The 18,857-nt window shown below is 58.6% G+C and carries 16 protein-coding genes and 2 pseudogenes; 14 read left to right on the top strand and 4 right to left on the bottom strand.

Going from position 1 to position 18,857, the window contains the following annotated elements; translation table 11 throughout:
* The first annotated feature begins 33 nt into the window (after nt 1-33).
* On the top strand, nt 34-417 hold the full coding sequence (locus tag AC07T0_RS18395; protein ID WP_495002555.1) for a winged helix-turn-helix transcriptional regulator: 384 nt from the start codon (nt 34-36) through the stop codon (nt 415-417).
* A gap of 102 nt (nt 418-519) precedes the next feature.
* On the opposite strand, the gene AC07T0_RS18390 is transcribed toward AC07T0_RS18395, so the two are convergent.
* Complete coding sequence (locus AC07T0_RS18390) at nt 520-1,455, bottom strand: helix-turn-helix transcriptional regulator (RefSeq protein ID WP_495002554.1); 936 nt, start codon at nt 1,453-1,455, stop codon at nt 520-522.
* A 595-nt stretch (nt 1,456-2,050) separates the two neighbouring features.
* On the opposite strand from AC07T0_RS18390, the gene AC07T0_RS18385 reads away from it, so the two are divergent.
* The 4 genes from AC07T0_RS18385 (at nt 2,051) to AC07T0_RS18370 (ending at nt 5,998) form a co-directional block, all read left to right on the top strand.
* Nucleotides 2,051-3,400, top strand: a complete 1,350-nt coding sequence (locus AC07T0_RS18385; protein ID WP_495002553.1) for an MFS transporter — start codon at nt 2,051-2,053, stop codon at nt 3,398-3,400.
* Nucleotides 3,401-3,499: 99 nt separating this feature from the next.
* Nucleotides 3,500-4,192, top strand: coding sequence for a fumarylacetoacetate hydrolase family protein (locus AC07T0_RS18380; protein ID WP_495002552.1), 693 nt, complete (start codon nt 3,500-3,502; stop codon nt 4,190-4,192).
* A 42-nt stretch (nt 4,193-4,234) separates the two neighbouring features.
* A complete protein-coding gene (locus tag AC07T0_RS18375; protein WP_495002551.1) occupies nt 4,235-4,999 on the top strand; it encodes an SDR family oxidoreductase in 765 nt (254 codons plus the stop codon).
* Nucleotides 5,000-5,032: 33 nt separating this feature from the next.
* Nucleotides 5,033-5,998 (top strand): 2-hydroxyacid dehydrogenase, encoded by a 966-nt coding sequence (locus AC07T0_RS18370; protein ID WP_495002550.1) that lies wholly within the window; start codon nt 5,033-5,035, stop codon nt 5,996-5,998.
* On the opposite strand, the pseudogene AC07T0_RS18365 reads toward AC07T0_RS18370, so the two are convergent.
* A pseudogene (locus AC07T0_RS18365) lies at nt 5,920-6,480 on the bottom strand (LysR family transcriptional regulator); the annotation flags it as partial. The gene AC07T0_RS18370 and the pseudogene AC07T0_RS18365 overlap by 79 nt on opposite strands.
* Before the next feature lie 110 nt (nt 6,481-6,590).
* On the opposite strand from AC07T0_RS18365, the pseudogene AC07T0_RS18360 reads away from it, so the two are divergent.
* Nucleotides 6,591-6,818, top strand: a pseudogene (locus AC07T0_RS18360) (hypothetical protein); the annotation flags it as partial.
* On the opposite strand, the gene AC07T0_RS18355 reads toward AC07T0_RS18360, so the two are convergent.
* A complete protein-coding gene (locus AC07T0_RS18355) occupies nt 6,767-7,663 on the bottom strand; it encodes a LysR family transcriptional regulator (protein ID WP_495002549.1) in 897 nt (298 codons plus the stop codon). The pseudogene AC07T0_RS18360 and the gene AC07T0_RS18355 overlap by 52 nt on opposite strands.
* A 102-nt stretch (nt 7,664-7,765) precedes the next feature.
* Here AC07T0_RS18355 and AC07T0_RS18350 point away from each other — a divergent pair, with 102 nt between their 5' ends.
* Nucleotides 7,766-8,626, top strand: a complete 861-nt coding sequence (locus AC07T0_RS18350; RefSeq protein ID WP_495002548.1) for an aldo/keto reductase family oxidoreductase — start codon at nt 7,766-7,768, stop codon at nt 8,624-8,626.
* Between the two features lie 156 nt (nt 8,627-8,782).
* Here AC07T0_RS18350 and AC07T0_RS18345 read toward each other — a convergent pair whose 3' ends face one another.
* On the bottom strand, nt 8,783-10,351 hold the full coding sequence (locus AC07T0_RS18345; protein WP_495002547.1) for a carbohydrate porin: 1,569 nt from the start codon (nt 10,349-10,351) through the stop codon (nt 8,783-8,785).
* Nucleotides 10,352-10,515: 164 nt separating this feature from the next.
* On the opposite strand from AC07T0_RS18345, the gene AC07T0_RS18340 reads away from it, so the two are divergent.
* The 7 genes from AC07T0_RS18340 (at nt 10,516) to mexE (ending at nt 18,849) form a co-directional block, all read left to right on the top strand.
* The gene (locus AC07T0_RS18340; RefSeq protein WP_495002546.1) at nt 10,516-11,790 is read left to right on the top strand and encodes an ABC transporter substrate-binding protein; all 1,275 of its coding nucleotides are present in this window, start codon (nt 10,516-10,518) and stop codon (nt 11,788-11,790) included.
* Between the two features lie 21 nt (nt 11,791-11,811).
* Nucleotides 11,812-12,774 carry a carbohydrate ABC transporter permease gene (locus AC07T0_RS18335; RefSeq protein ID WP_495002545.1) on the top strand — a complete coding sequence of 321 codons (963 nt, stop codon included), beginning with the start codon at nt 11,812-11,814 and terminating at the stop codon, nt 12,772-12,774.
* Nucleotides 12,771-13,613 (top strand): carbohydrate ABC transporter permease, encoded by an 843-nt coding sequence (locus AC07T0_RS18330; RefSeq protein WP_495002544.1) that lies wholly within the window; start codon nt 12,771-12,773, stop codon nt 13,611-13,613. The genes AC07T0_RS18335 and AC07T0_RS18330 overlap by 4 nt, the downstream gene beginning before the upstream one ends.
* 27 nt (nt 13,614-13,640) lie before the next feature.
* Nucleotides 13,641-14,786 (top strand): ABC transporter ATP-binding protein, encoded by a 1,146-nt coding sequence (locus tag AC07T0_RS18325; RefSeq protein ID WP_495002543.1) that lies wholly within the window; start codon nt 13,641-13,643, stop codon nt 14,784-14,786.
* On the top strand, nt 14,783-16,285 hold the full coding sequence (locus AC07T0_RS18320; protein WP_495002542.1) for a glycoside hydrolase family 32 protein: 1,503 nt from the start codon (nt 14,783-14,785) through the stop codon (nt 16,283-16,285). Before AC07T0_RS18325 ends, AC07T0_RS18320 begins: the two co-directional genes overlap by 4 nt.
* A 74-nt stretch (nt 16,286-16,359) precedes the next feature.
* Nucleotides 16,360-17,352, top strand: coding sequence for a LacI family DNA-binding transcriptional regulator (locus AC07T0_RS18315; protein WP_495002541.1), 993 nt, complete (start codon nt 16,360-16,362; stop codon nt 17,350-17,352).
* Nucleotides 17,353-17,592: 240 nt separating this feature from the next.
* Nucleotides 17,593-18,849, top strand: coding sequence for a multidrug efflux RND transporter periplasmic adaptor subunit MexE (gene mexE, locus AC07T0_RS18310; RefSeq protein ID WP_495002540.1), 1,257 nt, complete (start codon nt 17,593-17,595; stop codon nt 18,847-18,849).
* Nucleotides 18,850-18,857 lie beyond the last annotated feature (8 nt).

Below are 18,857 nucleotides of genomic sequence, written 5' to 3'. Positions count from 1 at the left end.
TGAGTAGCCTAGGTATATCAGAGGGAACCATCCTTGCTCGAAATACATCCGCAATGCTTCTCATCGGACTGTCCCAGCAGGGCACTGTTTGACCAAATCGCAGATAAGTGGTCGATGATGGTTCTGGCGGTGCTTGATGACGGGCCGCATCGCTTTAACGCCATCAGGCGTCGCCTGGAGGGCGTCACTCAGAAGGCACTTACACAGTGCCTACGGCGGCTGGAACGAAATGGTCTCGTCTCGCGCCAGGTCATTTCGTTCTCGCCCGTGGCAGTGCAGTATGAGATCACCCCACTGGGTCGAACGCTGCAGCAACCATTTCGCGAATTGCATAAATGGACGCTCGACAAATTGCCTGAGGTTGAAACGGCCCGGTTGAAATTTGACCAGGCCGCGGAGGGAAAGCTGACGGTGTGATTCTCAACGATTGGCCAAGCGCCTTTGATTAGGCCACCAACCAGTGTTGGTCGATGGACTTCATGCACGATCAATTAGCGGATGGGTGCAACTTTCGGGTTTTCAATCTGGTTTGGACGGTGATTGTGGAGTATCCGGGTTGAGTTGCTGGCGTCTGAATTGCCCGGGAGGCTGGCCGTGGATCTGGCGAAAACGTCGTGAAAAATAGGCTTCGTCGGCGAAACCGCACAGCCTTGCCACCTCCCCCACGGGTCTTGTTCCATTGAGCAAATAATTGCGCGCCGCGTGCATCCTGCGTTCGAGCACCAGCTCGGTGAAGGTCTTGCCGACTTCCTTGCGTAACCAGTGGGTCAGGTAGGTCGGTGACAGGTAAGTCGCGGCGGCAACCTTGATCAGGTTGAGATCGGGATCGGCGATATTTTTACGCAAATATTCGGACATCCTGCCCAAGGCATCGCGTCGGCTGACTTCGGCGGCATTCTCTTCGGCCAGCCGCTTGAGCGGCTCGGCATGCAAGGCACAGACGCTGCCGATAAGCTGCAGCAGCAAGCCCTTGAGCATCTCGCGGGTGCCAAACTGACGGTTTTCATCCAGCAGGCGCATCTGCTCGATCAGCGCACAGACTTTGCCGAAATCCTCATCGCCCAGGATGAAATCCAGATGTTCCTGGAAGCGGAACGGCGATAGCTCCGGCGCCAGGAGAATCGAGACTTCCTCCAGATCCATCGGGTCGCACTGCAAATGCGGCAGCAGAAAGATCTGGGAGAAATTGATCACCATGAAATTGCTCTCGACCGGATGCGGAATCACGTGCACGCGATGGGGCAGGATGAAGGCCAGTGTGTTGCGCGGAAACGGCCGCTCAACGTTGCCGATATGCTGCACGGTATCGCCACCGAGGTTGACCTGGATCTGGAAATACTCGTGGCGATGCGGGCTGGTCTCGGCGCGCCGCCCCTTTTTGTCGCGGATATAGAAGTCCGTCAATTCGCTGCGTTGCTGCATGACGTAGGTAGGCACTCGACTCGCTGACAACATCTCCTGAAAATCCTCGACAGGTACATGGGCAGGTTGTCGTCGCACCACGATGCAGGCGGCGACATGGTGATTGTGAAGGTGAATCCGGCTGATTTTAAATCAGGTCATAGGATGACATCAAAATGAAGGGGTTGTTTGCTCCCGTGTGCGAGAACTCGTCTGTCCAAAAAGCAAAAACGCCTGATATAAAAATTAATCTATAAAAAACAAAAAGATAGAAATAATTAAAGAGAAAATTACAAAAAATCAGCAGGTTTTACTTTTTGGACAGATGCGTTTGGCACTGTTCTCAAGAGAAAAAACGATCTAACGCTCTCGTTGATTTTGAATCGTTGTACGACCACTGTTACAGGCAATGCAGCCCGACCCGTCCAAAAACAATCAAAAGGTGCGCACGCCATGAACCTGCTTTTATCCCTCTTCGACCCTCCCGGCTTCACCTCGAACGCCCTGGCTGCCAGGCGTCTCTGAACGCCTGGCAGTGACTGTCCGCGCCGCTCATTCAAACAGTGATTGCCCTGCCCTCGGCATTTGCGGCAACGGAGCCGGCTGCGCGCAGATATCTCGGTTCATCCAACAATAAAAAGGTCTATTCATGTCGAATTCGCCAACCTCCCCGTCCACCGCCTCGACAGTGGCTGTCGGTGCCCAGGATGCCCTGCTCCCTCAGCGACTGCCGACCCGCCAGCGCTGGTTCATGCTGTCGTTGCTGCTGATCGCGACCATCATCAACTACATCGACCGGGTAAACATTTCGATTGCGGCACCGTTCATGGCCAAGGACCTGGGCTTGGACAAGATCGAAATGGGCCTGATTTTCTCCGCGTTTGCCTGGACCTACGCACTGGCACTGGTACCCGCCGGGTTCATTGCCGATCGCTTCGGTTCGCGGTTCACCTACGGGGTGTCGCTGATCGGTTGGTCGGCGGTCACCGTGTGCCAAGGCTTTGCTACCGGGTTCGCTTCGTTGTTCGGTTTGCGCCTGGCCGTCGGCGCCATGGAGGCTCCAGCATTTCCGGCCAACAGCCGTGCGGTCACGGTGTGGTTTCCGGCCCGCGAACGGGGGCTGGCCAGCAGCATTTACGTGTGCGGCCAGTATTTGGGCACGGCACTGTTTACCGGCGTGCTGTTATGGCTGGCCACGACCTACGACTGGCGCCATGTGTTCTACAGCACCGGGATACTCGGCATTGTTTTCGGGGTGATCTGGTTGTATGTGTACCGCGATCCGCTGAACTGCAAAAAAGTCAGTAAGGAAGAACTGAAGTACATCGAAGTCGGAGGTGGACTGGTCAAGTGCAGTCAGGCACGTACCCGGTTCAACTGGCGACAAATCGCCGAGCTGTTTGGCTATCGGCAGATCTGGGCGATTTGCATCGGCAAGTTTGCCAGTACTTCTGCGCTGTATTTCTTTCTCACCTGGTTTCCCACGTACCTGATCGAAGAACGGCAACTGACCATGATCAAGGCGGGCATCTTTGCCGTGCTGCCGTTCGTGGGCGCAACGGTCGGCATTTTGCTCGCCGGCATTGTCTCCGACCTGCTGATACGCCGCGGCTATTCAATGTCCTTTGCGCGCAAATTGCCATTGGTGGTCGGATCAATGCTGGGGATGTCGATCGTCCTGGTGAACTTCACCGATTCGAACCTGATCTGCATTGCCGTGCTGACCACGGCCTTCTTCGCCCAAGGGATCGCCTCGTCGTCGTGGGCGGCGGTGTCGGAAGTGGCCCCCAAGGAACTGATCGGCCTGACCAGCGGAATCACCAGCCTGGCCGCCAACATCGGTGGCATCGTCACCCCTATCGTGATTGGCGCGATCGTCCACGCGACGGGCTCGTTTGCCTGGGCCTTCTGGTTCATTGGCGGCGTGGCCCTGGTCGGCACCCTGTCCTACTCATTGCTGCTCGGCCGGCTGTATCGCATTGAACTCAAGGTGCGCTGAGCCCAGAAACGCCTATTTCTCCAACACGAAGCGGCTTTCGTCCAACTTCACAATAGATTGCCGCCGTACGCTGACGCTTCCAACAGGACTTCTACCAGGATGAACATGCCCGAATACGTTTTTACCCCCGATCTGCCCGTGACCTTGCCGGTTGCCGGCAGCCAGCAACGTTTCCCCGTCGGTCGGGTGTTTTGCGTCGGCCGCAATTACCCCTGGCCGGACACACAAGGCCAGTCCCGACAGCCGCCGGTGTTTTTCATGAAACCGGCGAGCAATGTGGTGGATGCCGTGGGTGAAGTGGCGTTCCCGCCAATGACGGAAGAGTTCGCTCACGAAATCGAATTGGTCGTGGCCATCGGCGAGGGGGGCGCCAATATTCCAGAGAGCCAGGCGCTGGTCTATGTCTGGGGCTACGCCGCCGGTCTTGATCTGACTCGGCGTGATGTCCAGCGTGCGGCCAAGCGTAAGGGTTTGCCGTGGGAAGGCGCCAAGGTGTTCGACGGTGCCGCGCCGATGACCGCCATCGTACCGGTCACTCGCGCGGGGCACCCCGATGGCGATTTGTGGCTGAGCGTCAATGGCCAGGAGCGCCAGCGCGACAGCCTCGACAGTCAGATCTGGTCAGTCAGTGAAGTCATCAGCCGCATCTCTCAATCGGTCGCGCTGAGGGCCGGAGACCTGATCATGACCGGCAGCCCGGCGGGCGTCGATGTACTGCAACCAGGCGACATCATCAACGCCGGGATCGATGGCATCGGCCAACTGGAAATGCGCGTCGCTCAGCGACCTTGAACCGACCACTCACCGTACTGATTCGAGAAAGGATGGAACAACATGTCTAACACTCCCCTTTTGAAAGTGGCCCTCGTAACCGGCGCCGGTAGCGGGATCGGCCGCGCCGTGGCCCTGGGGCTGATGGCCGACGGATACACACTGGTATTGGCTGGACGCCGGCTGGAGCCCTTGCAGGCATTGGTTGATCTAGCGGCGTGCGAAGGGCGCGAAGCGTTGGCGGTGCCCACCGATGTACGCGACCCGGTCAGTGTCGACTCGCTGTTTGCAACCATCACCGAGGTCTACGGACGCCTGGACGTGCTGTTCAACAACGCAGGGGTCAATGCCCCCGCCGTGGCGCTGGATGAACTGACATTCGAGCAGTGGCGAAACGTGATCGACACCAACCTCAACGGCGTTTTTCTCTGCGCCCGTGGCGCCTTCGGACTGATGCGTCGGCAACAGCCACAGGGTGGACGCATCATCAATAACGGCTCGATCTCGGCCCATACCCCACGCCCGTTCAGCAGCGCCTATACCGCCAGCAAACATGCGGTGCTGGGGCTGACCAAATCCCTGGCCCTGGATGGTCGGGAATTCAACATCGCCTGCGCCCAGATCGACATTGGCAACGCCCTGACCGAAATGTCGGTACGCATGACCAAAGGCGTGCGCCAGGCTAACGGCAGCATCGCGGTGGAGCCGATGGTGGATGTCAAGCATGTGGCCGATGCCGTGCGCTACATCGCTGGCCTGCCGCTGTCGGCGAACGTCCTGAACATGACCGTCATGGCCAGCGCCATGCCGTTTGCCGGTCGCGGTTGAACCGGCCTTTTTATTCCGTTACGCGAGGTCCACATGAAGCCAGAAGTCTTGCAACTCAGCCCGATCCTGATTCCCGAAATCAACGCCCGGCTGGATGAGCTGTTTACCATCAGACGTTACTTCGAGCAGACCGACAAACCCGCCTATTTGCAGGAACACGCCGCGAACATTCGTGGCGTGATCACCGGCGGGCATACCGGAATCAGCCAGGCCTTGATGGCCCGGTTGCCCAGACTGGAAGTGGTGGCGGTCAACGGCGTGGGCACCGATGCGGTGGATCTGGCTTACGCCAGGGATCGCGGAATCCGCGTGAGCACGACTGTTGGCGCATTGACCGAAGATGTCGCCGACCTGGCCATCGGATTGTTGATTGCCGTGTGTCGGGGACTTTGTACCAGTGATCGTTATGTGCGTTCGGGCCAATGGCCCCATAGTGCAACACCGTTGGCGCCGTTGCCATTGGCCCGTCAGGTGTCCGGCATGCGCATCGGCATCGTCGGCATGGGCCGGGTCGGCCGTGCGGTGGCGACCCGAGCCGCGGCGTTCGGTTGCCTGATCAGCTACACCGATTTGCAGCCGATGAGCGACGTGAACCACACCTTCGTCGCCGATCTGAAGCAATTGGCCCGCGACAGTGATGCATTGATTCTCGCGGCCGCCGCCGACAAGGCGGAAGCCATCATCAATGCCCAGGTGCTGCAAGCACTGGGCAAGGACGGCTATCTGATCAACGTGGCCCGCGGCAAGCTGGTCAACGAGGTCGATCTGCTGGCGGCGCTTGCCGCTGGGGAGATCGCCGGTGCGGCGCTGGATGTATTCGTCGATGAGCCGAACGTTCCCGAGGCACTGTTTGGCAACGAGCAAGTGGTACTGCAACCGCATCGCGCCAGCGCAACGCTTCAGACCCGCACGCGAATGGGGGAAATGGTGGTGGCGAGCCTGGTGGACAGTTTCTCCGGGACAAGCGTCAAATCCTTGTTGCCCTGCAAGTACGGCTGATACACCACCAGGTCGTGCCCCTCGAACGACGAACCTGGCGTTGGCACGCCTCGGACGTCGACATAACCTTGCGATGCAAACAGCCCCACCGGCCAGCGGGCAATGCGTCGGGCAATCAGATCGGGATTGTCCGGGCGGGTATTGCGCACGGCAATGTCCGCTTCACGCTTCGCCAGGCTGATTATCTGAGTAGACGCATCCAGTTGAACCCGGATGTCCGGATGCTTTTCGTGCAAACGCGCCACCGCCGGAATCAGGAAGTCGATGGCCAGGGAATCGGTGGTACTGACTCGAACGATGCCGGTCAGCCGGTCGTCGAGTCCGTCAATCTGCCGCTCCAGTTCCAGCGCGCAATGCTCCATCTTTTCCACTGACTGCAACGCCGCTTCACCGACCGCCGTCAGTGCGTATCCCTCGGAGGTCCGCAGGAAAAGCGTTGCACCCAGGGACTTTTCCAGCGCCACGATCCGTCGACCGACCGTTACTGTCAGGCATTGCCGGTGGCGCGATCATGGTGCTGGTGGCCGCGACGGTGTTGCCTCATGTACCGGCATCGCGTAAAGGCCTGGCCAGTGGCGCGATCTTCCTTGGTCGCGCCACGGTGTCGTTCGCCACGTTCCAGGCCGTGGCCGGGTTTGCCTACTCGGCGCTGTTCAACGCCAGCGGCGGTAATCATGCCCTCCTGTTCGTCTTCGCATGCGCGGCCATCGTCTTCGCGCTGCTCCTGGAACAGGCTATGCGCCTGCTGAACTATCGAGCATCAACGTTTCAGTTTTCCTTTATGAAATCCACAAACGCTCTCAGCGGCGAGGGCAGGTAGCGGCGTCCGGAATAGTAGAGAAAGGGTCCGCTAAAACTCTGCCGCCATGGCTCAAGCACCGGTTCCAGCGCGCCACTATCAAGATAAGGTCGCAACCAGTCCTCGAACAGGTAGACAACGCCCAGACCATCCATTGCCGCCTGCACCGCCAACTCCATCGCGCCCCCCACATTGACCACCAATGGGCCGGTCGGGTCGACGCGAACCGTTTCGTCGCCACGTTCGTAAACCCAAAGCGGCATCGCCCCACTGGGGAACTTGCCACGCAAGCAGGCATGTTCAAGCAGATCTCGCGGGTGCTCGGGCCGGCCTCTGGCGTCCAGATAGGCGGGTGAGGCCGCCGTCGCGAAACGTTGAAAACGCGGCCCGATGGGAATTGCAATCATGTCCTGTTCGAGACGTTCCTCATAACGAATCCCTGCGTCACAACCCGCCGCGAGCATGTCGACAAAACTTTCTTCAATGACCACCTCCAGGGTAATGTCGGGATAGGTCTGCAGGAAGGGCGTGATAATCGACGGCAGCACCAGGCGCGCGGCGCTGACGGGCACGTTCAGCTTGAGCGTGCCCGACGGCCTGTCGCGAAAATCGTTGACCACATCCAGCGCCGCCGCCACTTCGTCGAGTGCCGGCACGATGCGCTCCATCAAGCGCGTACCGGCCTCTGTCGGCACGACACTGCGGGTCGTGCGATTGAGCAAGCGCACCCCCAGCCGGGCTTCCATGCGCCGAACCGCGTCGCTGAGGCTTGAAGCCGACTTGCCGCTCACGCGCCCTCCTTCTCGAAAACCACCGGCTTTCACCACGGCCATAAAGGCCAGCAAGTCTTGCATATCCGTCGTCATTGTTCGCTCCAGCGTACAGCCTGTGCAGATTACGCATGATTATCAGTAAGACGGTCAATGCCTATAGTGGACCATCACCCGCGATCTACCGAGGCGCAAGATATGAGCGATATCACTCAAGCAGGCAGTTTTTTACTGGGCACCCGGTCCGTCAACCGCATGGGCTACGGCGCGATGCAGTTGGCTGGCCCTGGGGTCTTCGGCCCGCCCAAGGATCCCGAGTCGGCCATCGCGGTGCTACGCGAAGCCCTGGCCGCGGGGGTGAACCACATTGATACCGCGGACTTCTACGGCCCGCATGTCACCAACCAATTGATCCGCGAAGCGCTTCATCCGTACGCCAGTGACCTGGTAATCGTGACCAAAGTGGGCGCCGCACGCGGTCCCGACGCGTCCTGGATTCCCGCGCAAAGCCCCGCCGAATTGACCCAGGCAGTGCATGACAATCTGCGCAATCTTCAGTTGGACGTTCTGGACGTAGTGAATTTTCGCGCTATGGGAGCCGTGCAGTCGCCTACGGAAGGCTCCATTGAAGAGCAAATCAGTGTGCTTGCCGAACTGCAGCAGCAAGGCCTTATCCGCCACCTGGGCTTGAGCAATGTCACCGAGACGCAGGTCAGGCAGGCTCAAGGGATCGCCCGGATAGTTTGCGTGCAGAATCATTACAACCTGTCGCATCGGCAGGATGAGCCCCTCATCGCTGAGCTGGGCAGGCAGGGCATCGCGTATGTACCGTTTTTCCCGATGGGCGGATTCACGCCACTTCAGTCGAAAACCCTGTCGGACGTCGCAAAACGGCTGGATGCTTTACCGATGCGTGTTGCACTGGCGTGGCTGCTACAGCGAGCGCCGAACATCCTGTTGATTCCAGGAACCTCGTCCGTCGAGCATCTCAGGGAGAACCTGGCGGCGAGTGAGCTGGTCATTGATCAGGACCTGCTGACTGAGCTGGAAGCCACCTAGCCAGGCAAGGACACGCAGGGCAGACGAGGCTGGCATACCGGCCAGCCCCGCCATCCACGCGGATCAAAGTCCTCCGGATAACCAGGTCGTTGATCGCGCTCACGTTGCGATTGATATCCTCGGAAACCGCGCTCTGCTCCTGGGCGAAAGCGGATATTAGAACCAGGTTTCCATCTGTATGCCGTATTGCCATACCCCCCCGGCGCCGAAATCAGTTTTGCCAAAGGCGTCCGAGGTACTGTATTTGTCCAGGTCCGAAGACCAGTTCATATAGCTTGCGAATACTCGTAACTCAGGACGCGTGAGAAGGTCTCCAACATCGGGCTTGAAGGTCGGCGCGACAGTAAATTTCCAGAAGTTGCCGTTAACCGCATTACGTTGTAGATAGGCCTTGGGATCGAGGTTCATGGTTTGCCAGCTCAGTTCGTAGGCCATCTCGAAATTGCTATTGATTTCGTTGGCCAAACGCATGTTCAGGGTCAGCCATCGATAGTCGTCACCCTTGACGTATCTATTCCTGCTTTGTTCGGCCAGCAAGCTGGGGCCGATGCGCCAGCCCGGCGCAACGGGGGTCTCGCCGAAAAGCGCCAGGCGCAGAGTACGGGCATCGCTGATCAGTTCGCCATCTGAACCGATATTCTTGACCTCCGCCCCCAAACCTTGCCCATAGAGCAGCGCCGTCTTGAAGAAGCCTTCCCTGCCGAAAAAGTTTTTCTGGTGATTGGCCAACATGCTGTGCAAACCGGAATCCGCTGGCGACAGCCCCGCCGCATTGGTGCGGGTACCGAAATCGTTATTCTTTGCGCCGATGGAATTGAACATCCACTGCCACTGACCGTCATCGAAGAACTGGTTGGAGGTCAGGATGTAGCTTTGCACCTTTGCATCAATACCGGCCTGACTGAAATCCCCGTAACTACGCCCGATCAAGGAATAGTTCGAGCGCCAATTCTTGTTCATCTGCATATCGTAGATCCCCCCTCCGGTGCCCGCCAGAAAGACCACATCCGAGTCCAACCAGTGGATGTCGAAGTTATCTCGATCAAATCGCTTACCGGCCCACAGGGTGGAGTTCTCGAACACTGAGTTGCCCTTGAACGCGGCGATATGGTCGAGTTCCGTGAAGACCTGACGCACGTTCAACTTGCTTTCGGTGGCCGTCCAGTCATTGGCACTCTCCACACCGTCGGCGATGGAGACCGTGAATTTGGAGCGGGTACCGTTTTGCGCATAGATTTCCTTCGACAGGTCCATGCGCATGTAGGTGTCGTCTTCATTACCGAGGCGCCCGACGGCACCACCCACTGAACCGGCCGGGGTGGTATAGGGCCCGCCCCGACCGCCACCTAACCCATCGCCAATCAGCAATCCGGAACGGGCGTAGCCTTTGAAGCTGAATCCGTCAGTGAGATGTTCAGTACCGCCCTGCTTTTCCAGGCTCTGCTGATGGGCTTCGAGTTTTTCCACCCGGGCATCCAAAGTAGACGGCGCCGCAATGGCGGCCACAGTGGGCGTAGCGGGCTGCAAGGTGGGATTGGCGAGTCTGATCTGCTGCAATTCCCTCGCAAGCGCCTGGGTTTGCAGCTCGGCGGCCGCCGCACGCTTTTCCGCAGCGCTTGCGCGGGCTTCAAACGCGCTCATGCGCTCTTCCAGAGTATCGGCCTGGGTGATAGCCGCCGATGTGCCGAGCACGCCTGCGAGTAGCCAGCTTGATGCTTTCTGCATTTGGATTTCCTGTCTTGTTTTTATGGTTTTGCGCGGATGGCCAGTTTTTTCCGTGAATCGAGAATTGTCCGGATCGCGGAAAAAAGGATGCCAGATCTCAAATACGCTGCTACATTGGCGATGGTAACGTTAACTTTTATAAAAACAAAAATAAAGAGGACTCTATGAAACAGCTGAAAACTCTCCTTCCAGCCGCTCTGCTCACCATCTGCACAGCGCTTCCATCCCTCTCAACCGCAGCCGACTTGACTATCTCGTGTGGTGCGGTGGGCGCGGAATTACAACTCTGCAAGGAGGCTGTCGAGGCGTGGTCGAAACAGACTGGGCATAACGTCGAGGTGGTTTCCACGCCTAACTCGGCGACCGAAAGGTTGTCTTTTTACCAACAGATCCTCAGCGCACAGTCCGCCGACATCGACATTATCCAAATCGATATGGTGTGGCCGGGGATGCTGGCCAATCATCTGATGGACCTGCGCGAGGTGCTTCCAGCCGGCGCTACCCAAGGCTACTTCCAGTCACAGGTGGATAACGCCACGGTGAATGGACGACTGGTGACGATGCCCTGGTTCACCGACTCGGGTCTGCTGTATTACCGCAAGGACTTGCTCGACAAGTACAACAAGCAGGTGCCCCAGACCTGGGAGGAAATGACCGCTGTCGCCAGAGAGATTCAACAGGCCGAGCGGAACGCCGGAAACCCCAATATGTGGGGCTACCTATTTCAAGGGCGCGCCTACGAGGGTCTGACGTGTAATGCACTGGAGTGGATCAGCAGCCAACCCGAAGGTGGGCTGGTCAATCCACAAGGCGACATCGTGATCAACCGCCAGGCCTCAAGGACAGCTTTGGCCCTGGCGAAAAGCTGGGTAGGAGACATCGCCCCGCGTGGCGTACTCAATTACACCGAGGAAGAAGGACGTGGCGTATTTCAATCGGGAAATGCGCTGTTCATGCGTAACTGGCCTTATGTCTGGGCCCTGGTACAAAGCCAGGACAGTGCAGTAAAAGATAAGGTCGGGGTCGCTCCCCTGCCCAAAGGCGGCACGACCGGCACGCATGCATCCACCCTTGGCGGTTGGGGTCTGGCGGTGTCACGTTACAGCGCCCATCCAAAGCTTGCCGCAGAGTTGGTGACTTATCTGACCAGTGCGCAGCAGCAAAAACATCGTGCTCTGGCAGGCGGCTATAACCCGGTTATCGAATCGCTCTATCAAGATCCCGAACTGCTCACGGCAATGCCTTATTACAGCCAACTCCATAGCATTCTCAACGATGGGGTCATGCGCCCCGCATCGATAACCGCCGAGCGCTATCCACGGGTCTCCAATGCGTTTTTTGACCGAGTGCATGGTGTGCTGGCGGGCGAACTGCCTGTCGATCAGGCGCTGGCCGAGCTGGAAAGCGAGCTCACTGGCATCAAACGCCGGAACTGGTAAGCCACAAGGAAGGAAATCACCATGTCTGTCTTTTCTACTCATGCACCCTGCGACAAGAGCCTCCCGGCCAGGGAAACACCCGTGCAAAGCCGACGCGTACGCGCCGCCTGGCTGTTCCTGACACCGATGCTGATCTGTCTGGCCCTGGTGGCAGCCTGGCCGCTACTACGGACATTCTGGTTCAGCCTCACCGACGCCAGCCTGGCGGATCCCCGCGGCGGCACCTTCGTCGGCTTGAGCAATTATCTGTTCTACAACGGTGCCAACTGGTCGGGCATTCTGGTCGACCCACAATGGTGGAACGCTGTACGCAACACGTTGCATTTCACGGTGGTTTCGGTGGGATTGGAAGTCGTACTGGGCCTATGGGTGGCTTTGCTGTTGAACACCAAGTTCAGCGGACGCGCCCTGGTACGTGCGTTGATTCTGATTCCGTGGGCGATTCCTACGATTGTCTCAGCGAAGATCTGGTCATGGATGCTTAACGACCAGTTCGGCATCATCAATCACCTGATGCTAAGCCTCGGCATGATTGATGTGCCCCTGGCCTGGACGGCAGACGCTGATCTGTCGATGTGGGCGGTCATCATTGTCGATGTCTGGAAGACCGTACCTTTTGTCACGCTGCTGATGCTTGCTGCCTTGCAGATGTTGCCGAGCGATTGCTACGAAGCCGCCAGGGTCGATGGCATTCACCCGCTGAAAGTATTCTGGCGTGTCACGCTTCCCCTGTTGATGCCCGCGTTGCTGGTGGCGGCGATCTTCCGCATCCTCGACTCCCTGCGGGTATTCGACGTTATCTACGTGCTGACCTCGAACGCTTCGAGCACCATGAGCATGTCTGTCTATGCCCGCCAGCACCTGGTGGAGTTCCAGGACGTTGGCTACGGCAGCGCCGCCTCGACACTGCTGTTTCTGGTCGTGGCAGTGATCGCCATGCTTTATCTCTATCTCGGACGCCATCAACTGGAGGTCCGCTCATGATCCCGCGCCTATTCAAAAAAGCACTGTTGCGCCTCGGATTCTGGTGTCTGATCGGGGTTCTGCTGCTGTATGCGGTCTTCCCTTTCTATTACGCCATAGTGACTTCGCTGAAACCCTCCAGTGCATTGTTCGAGGTGAGCTATTGGATCGATCGCCCCGACTTCTCCAACTATGCGGCGGTGCTCCAGCAAGCCTCGTTCTTGCGGGCTATCGGTAACTCGCTGGTGGTTGCGGTCTGTGTGGTGGCCCTGGCGCTGTTCCTCAGCCTGACCGCCGCCTATGCCTTGGGCAGGGTAAAGTTTCGCGGGCGCGGCACCGTATTGATGTTGGTCCTTGGCGTTTCCATGTTTCCCCAGGTCGCCGTGCTTTCCGGGCTGTTCGAGGTCATCCGCGCGCTGGGCCTATACAACACTTCCTGGGCGCTGATCCTGAGCTACACCATTTTCACCCTGCCCTTCACCGTCTGGGTACTGACCACCTTCATGGGGCAACTGCCCCATGAGTTGGAAGAAGCAGCCATCATGGATGGCGCTTCGCCCTGGGTCACACTTACCCGGGTGCTGTTGCCGCTGCTCTGGCCAGCACTGGTCACCACTGGTTTGTTGGCCTTCATCGCTGCCTGGAATGAGTTTCTTTTTGCCCTGACCTTCACCCTGACAGACCCGCAACGCACGGTGCCGGTCGCCATCGCCTTGATTTCCGGCGGGAGCCCGCATGAGTTGCCCTGGGGGCTGTTGATGGCCGCATCGGTGCTGGTCACCGTCCCACTGGTGATTCTGGTGCTGATCTTCCAGCGCCGAATCGTTTCCGGTCTCACTACCGGCGCGCTAAAGGGTTGATGCCCAACAAATACAAGGAACAGCATCGTGATCAAGTTGAAGCTAGACAACGTGAACAAACAATTGGGCGGCATGCGGATTCTGCGTGATGTCAGCCTGGAGATCGCTGCGGGTGAATTCGTGGTTTTCGTTGGCCCTTCGGGCTGTGGAAAGTCGACCCTGCTGCGACTGATCGCCGGATTGGATTCGATCTGCGACGGTAACCTGCTGATCGACGGGCGTCGGGTCAACGACCTGGAACCGTGCGAACGAGGCGTCGGCATGGTGTTTCAGTCTTATGCGCTGTACCCGCACATGAGTGTCTACGACAACATCAGTTTTGGTCTCAAACTGGCCAAGCTTGAAAAACGCAGCCTGCGCGAACGCGTGCTGAAAACTGCCCAAATCCTGCAACTGGACACACTGCTGCAACGCAAGCCAAAGGAACTGTCTGGAGGCCAGCGTCAGCGTGTGGCAATGGGCCGGGCCATGGCGCGGGAACCGGACATTTTGTTGTTCGATGAGCCGCTGTCCAACCTGGATGCCTCCCTGCGGGTACAGATGCGCAATGAAATCGCCAGGCTGCATGATCGGCTGGGTTCGACCATGATCTACGTCACCCACGATCAGGTTGAAGCGATGACCCTGGCCGACAAAATTGTCGTGCTCAACGGCGGTCGCGTAGAGCAGATCGGTTCACCACGCGAACTTTATGAGCGCCCGGCCAGCCGCTTTGTGGCCGGTTTTCTGGGTTCGCCCAGAATGAACTTTCTTGCAGCGCGCCTGCTTACCCCAGGCGAAAACAGCCTGGTCGAATCCCCTGTATTGGGTATGACGCCCCTGCCCTTCGACAGCTCGAACCTGGCGGCGGACACCCTGCTTAGCCTGGGGATTCGCCCAGAACACGTGTCGCTCACGGCGGCAGAGGGTAGCGCCGGCGTCACCGTGACCGGGGTCGAGTACCTGGGCAGCGAAACTTATGTGCACCTCGACACCGGTCAGGACGAGCCACTGATCTGTCGTTGCGAGGTCAACGCCGGATGGCAATCAGGCGATCGGGTCGAGCTGCAGCTGGATATCGGCAACCTGCACTTGTTCAACTCCGACGGCACGGCCTTGGTACGCCGCGCACTAGCCATTGAAACTCTGCCAGATGGTGCCCCCCTGCATTCCGTACGAGCAGGCGCCCTATGACCTTGTCTTTGAATACCCTGAGCGATCCAATGTCTGCCTCTCTTGACCTCGCACAGCGTGCGCTGAGTGACGGCCTGTCTCGCGTCATCCACGATTATCGTCCCGGCTATCATCTTGCCCCCCAAGCGGGCTGGATGAACGACCCTAACGGGGTGGTGTACTTTCGTGGCGAATATCACGTTTTCTATCAGCACAACCCTTTCGAGGCGAAATGGGGCCCTATGTATTGGGGACATGCCAAGAGTACCGATCTGATCCATTGGCAGCATCTGCCCATTGCGCTGGCGCCCGGCGATGACTTCGACCGTGACGGTTGTTTTTCCGGTAGCGCGGTGGTGTGTGAAGAGTCCTTGGTGCTGATCTACACCGGACATACCTGGCTGGGGGAAGTGGGTGACGAAGGCTCTATCCGTCAAGTGCAGTGCCTGGCCACCAGTATCGATGGTATCCATTTCACCAAGCATGGCGCGGTCATCGATACCCCGCCGCAAGACACCATCATGCATTTTCGTGACCCCAAGGTATGGAAGGAGGATGACGGCTGGTATCTGATTGCCGGCGCACGCCTGGGCGCTGTGCCAATGCTGCCGCTGTACCGCTCCGCGGATCTGCACAACTGGGAGTTCCTTGCCTATGTGTCCAGCGGCAACGAGGGCGATGGCTATATGTGGGAATGCCCGGATCTGTTTCGACTGAACGGACAGGATGTACTGCTTTACTCCCCCCAGGGCATGCAGCCCCAAGGTTACGAACGGCTTAACAAGTACCAGACCGGTTATCGAGTCGGCCGACTCGACAGCAAATGGCACTTCAACGGCGGGCCTTTTATCGAACTGGATAACGGCCACGATTTCTATGCCGCGCAAACGCAACTGGCCGCCGATGGTCGGCGCCTTGTATGGGCCTGGCTCGACATGTGGGAAAGCCCGATGCCAAGCACCGTCCATCACTGGTGCGGCATGCTCGGTTTGCCGCGTGAACTTGAACTATGCGCCGATCGCCTTTGCGTCTATCCGGCACGGGAGCTCACGGCTCTACGCAAGGCCCCCTTTGCGAGCACACCCTGGTGGGATGAGTCGGGAACCCGGCGGGTACCGGAGGTGAATGGCGATATGCTCGAAATCCATGTGCATCTGGATCTGCTTGGTTGCACTGAAGGCCAACTGGGAATCGCCTTGCGTTGCAGCGACGATGGCCACGAAGAAACCCGGCTCTACTACGATGCGTTGCTGCAGCGTCTGGTGCTTGACCGTAGCCACTCAGGAGCGCAAGTCACAGGTCAACGCAGCGTGTCGATAGACCGGACACAAGAGCGACTGGAACTGCGTGTGTTCCTCGATCGCTCGTCCATCGAGGTGTTCGACGAAAACGGGCGCTTCACCCTCAGTAGTCGCCTCTATCCGCAGCCCGATAGTTTGGGCGTGAAGCTTTTCGCAAGCGGCAATGGCGGGCGTGTCTGCATTCCCAGGGCATGGCCTCTCGCCTCGGGATGGGCGTGAACGGCGTCATTCAGTCGCGAGAAGTCCGGGTCATGTGTCATGATTATCCGTCAACCTGACCGGTCCCGCCTCGCATGACTTCAGTGAAAGACGTTGCACAGCTGGCCGGCGTGTCCCTGATGACGGTTTCTCGAGCGCTCAACAACCCGGAAAAACTGAGCCCCGAAACCTACCAGCGGGTCCGTCGCGCCATTGATGAACTGCAATTCGTACCTAGCCTGTCGGCACGCAGGATTCGGGGCGACAACCTCCTGACGCGAACCATCGGTGTGTTCGCGCTGGATACCGCGACCACCCCCTTCGCCGTCGAGCTCCTGCTGTCCATCGAACAGACCGCGCAGCAAGCGGGCTGGAATGTATTTATCCTCAACCTGTTAAGCAACCCGCCCACCGACCAGAACATCGACCTGATGTTGTCGCACCGCCCGGACGGGTTGATCTTCAGCGCCATGGGTTTACGCCAGGTGAGCATTCCCGAGCGTTTGAAGAGCAAGCCCCTGGTCCTCGCCAATTGCCTGGCGGATGACAGTCGCCTCGTCAGTTATGTCCCGGACGACGAAACAGGGCAGTATCGCGCCGTACATTACGCGTTGAGCCAAGGCTATCGGCGCCCGCTGTGTATCAATCTGCCGAAACAGAGCCTGGCCTGGGGACTGCGACAAAAAGGCCTGCTAGATGCCTGTCGGACATTCGGGCTGGCCCCGGACGCACTCCTGCAATACGACCTCTCCAATCATGACGCCTATGATGAAACCGCGGCGATCCTCGATCGACATATCGTTGATGGCCGCCCCCAATTCGACATTCTGATCTGTGGCAACGATCGCATCGCATTTTGTGCTTATCAGGTGCTGTTGGGCTGCGGTTTGAAGATTCCCAATGATGTCGCCGTACTCGGCTACGACAACATGATCGGTATCGCCGAACTATTCATCCCCCCGCTGACCACGGTGCAACTGCCCTACTACGAGATTGGTCGCAATGCTACCCGGCACCTGATCGAGGCCCTTGAGGTATCGGGAGCCCAGCAAGTTGATTGTCCATTGGTGGTCAGGGCCTCGCTATGAGGCGTTGACGGCTCTGCAAATGGCTGCTCCGGTCAATGCAATGACACAGCCTTTGCATTCCACGCAACAGTGATTTGCCATTTGCGGAATAGATAGCACCCTAATAAAAAGCGCATGCTAGAGGGCTGGGATCGGATTGATATCATTCCGAATGATAGTTACCTTCGCTTCATTCGATTCGTCTGAAACCGGCCCTCACAGCATGATCCGCCCATCTCAATAGATTGGCGGACTCCCCCCATGGAACAGTCACTTAAACTTTTGCGCTTTCCTTTGGCTGCCTTGGCAGTCGTAGTGATGAGTGCTTGCGGTAAAGCGCCCGTGGCGGCAGGTGGTGCAATGCCGGCGGCCAAGGTCAGCGTGGCCAAGGTCATTGAACAACCGGTCAACGAATGGGACGAGTTCACCGGACGCCTCGAAGCCCCGGAAACCGTCGAGATCCGTCCGCGCGTATCGGGCCAGATCGACTCAGTCGCCTTCACTGAAGGCGCACTGGTGAAGAAAGGCGACCTGCTATTCCAGATCGACCCACGCCCCTACCAGGCTGAAGTCCATCGTCTCGAAGCCCAACTGCAACAAGCCCGCGCCAGCGCCAGCCGCAGCGCCAACGAGGCTGAGCGCGGCAAGCGCCTGTTGAGCAGCAATGCGATTTCCGCCGAACTGGCCGACACCCGCAGCAGCTCCGCCCAGGAATCCAAGGCCGCGGTCGACGCCACCCAGGCGCAGCTGGACCTGGCAAAACTGAACCTGAGCTTCACCCGTGTCACCGCCCCGATCAGCGGCCGCGTCAGCCGTGCCGAAATCACCGCCGGCAACATTGTCAGTGCCGATGTCACGGCGCTGACCAGCGTGGTTTCCACCGACAAGGTCTACGCCTACTTCGACGCCGACGAGCGGGTCTACCTCAAATACACCCAGCTCGCGCGCCAGGGCAAACGTGGCCAGAGCACCCCGGTATACCTTGGCCTGTCCAACGAAACCGGCAACCCGCACCTGGGCCAGATGAACTTCGTCGACAACCAGGTCAACCCCAAGACCGGCACCATTCGCGGTCGCGCGGTGTTCGACAACAGCGACGGCGCCTACACCCCAGGCCTGTATGCACGCCTGAAGCTGGTCGGTAGCGGCACCTACGCCGCCGTGCTGATCAACGACGAAGCCGTGGGCACCGACCTTGGCAAGAAATTCGTGCTGGTCATGGACGCCGACAAGAAGACCGTTTACCGCTCGGTCGAGCTGGGTCCGAAAATCGAAGGGTTGCGCATCGTGCGTAGCGGCCTGAACAAGGATGACACCATCATCGTCAAGGGCCTGCAACGTGTTCGTCCGGGTTCGCCGGTGGATCCGGAAGTGATCCCGATGGCCTCCAAGGAAACCCTCGCGGCCCTGGCCCTACAAAAACAAGCCCTGGAAGCCAGCAACCTGCCCCAGGTCACACCCGCCAAGAGCGCTCCGGTACCGGCTACCAAGCTGGCCGTAGTGACGCCACGCGGTTAAGGGATACA

Source organism: Pseudomonas sp. GW821-FHT04D07 (genome assembly GCF_059420225.1).
Note: the sequence above shows the minus strand (reverse complement) of the source record. Positions and strands in the feature narration are given on the sequence as shown.

Bases quoted from the DNA above. Each gene is read 5' to 3' on its own strand.
- AC07T0_RS18390 (WP_495002554.1), bottom strand. From the start codon at position 1,455: ATGTTGTCAGCGAGTCGAGTGCCTACCTACGTCATGCAGCAACGCAGC.
- AC07T0_RS18385 (WP_495002553.1), top strand. From the start codon at position 2,051: ATGTCGAATTCGCCAACCTCCCCGTCCACCGCCTCGACAGTGGCTGTC.
- AC07T0_RS18380 (WP_495002552.1), top strand. From the start codon at position 3,500: ATGAACATGCCCGAATACGTTTTTACCCCCGATCTGCCCGTGACCTTG.
- AC07T0_RS18375 (WP_495002551.1), top strand. From the start codon at position 4,235: ATGTCTAACACTCCCCTTTTGAAAGTGGCCCTCGTAACCGGCGCCGGT.
- AC07T0_RS18370 (WP_495002550.1), top strand. From the start codon at position 5,033: ATGAAGCCAGAAGTCTTGCAACTCAGCCCGATCCTGATTCCCGAAATC.
- AC07T0_RS18355 (WP_495002549.1), bottom strand. From the start codon at position 7,663: ATGACGACGGATATGCAAGACTTGCTGGCCTTTATGGCCGTGGTGAAA.
- AC07T0_RS18350 (WP_495002548.1), top strand. From the start codon at position 7,766: ATGAGCGATATCACTCAAGCAGGCAGTTTTTTACTGGGCACCCGGTCC.
- AC07T0_RS18345 (WP_495002547.1), bottom strand. From the start codon at position 10,351: ATGCAGAAAGCATCAAGCTGGCTACTCGCAGGCGTGCTCGGCACATCG.
- AC07T0_RS18340 (WP_495002546.1), top strand. From the start codon at position 10,516: ATGAAACAGCTGAAAACTCTCCTTCCAGCCGCTCTGCTCACCATCTGC.
- AC07T0_RS18335 (WP_495002545.1), top strand. From the start codon at position 11,812: ATGTCTGTCTTTTCTACTCATGCACCCTGCGACAAGAGCCTCCCGGCC.
- AC07T0_RS18330 (WP_495002544.1), top strand. From the start codon at position 12,771: ATGATCCCGCGCCTATTCAAAAAAGCACTGTTGCGCCTCGGATTCTGG.
- AC07T0_RS18320 (WP_495002542.1), top strand. From the start codon at position 14,783: ATGACCTTGTCTTTGAATACCCTGAGCGATCCAATGTCTGCCTCTCTT.
- AC07T0_RS18315 (WP_495002541.1), top strand. From the start codon at position 16,360: ATGACTTCAGTGAAAGACGTTGCACAGCTGGCCGGCGTGTCCCTGATG.
- mexE (WP_495002540.1), top strand. From the start codon at position 17,593: ATGGAACAGTCACTTAAACTTTTGCGCTTTCCTTTGGCTGCCTTGGCA.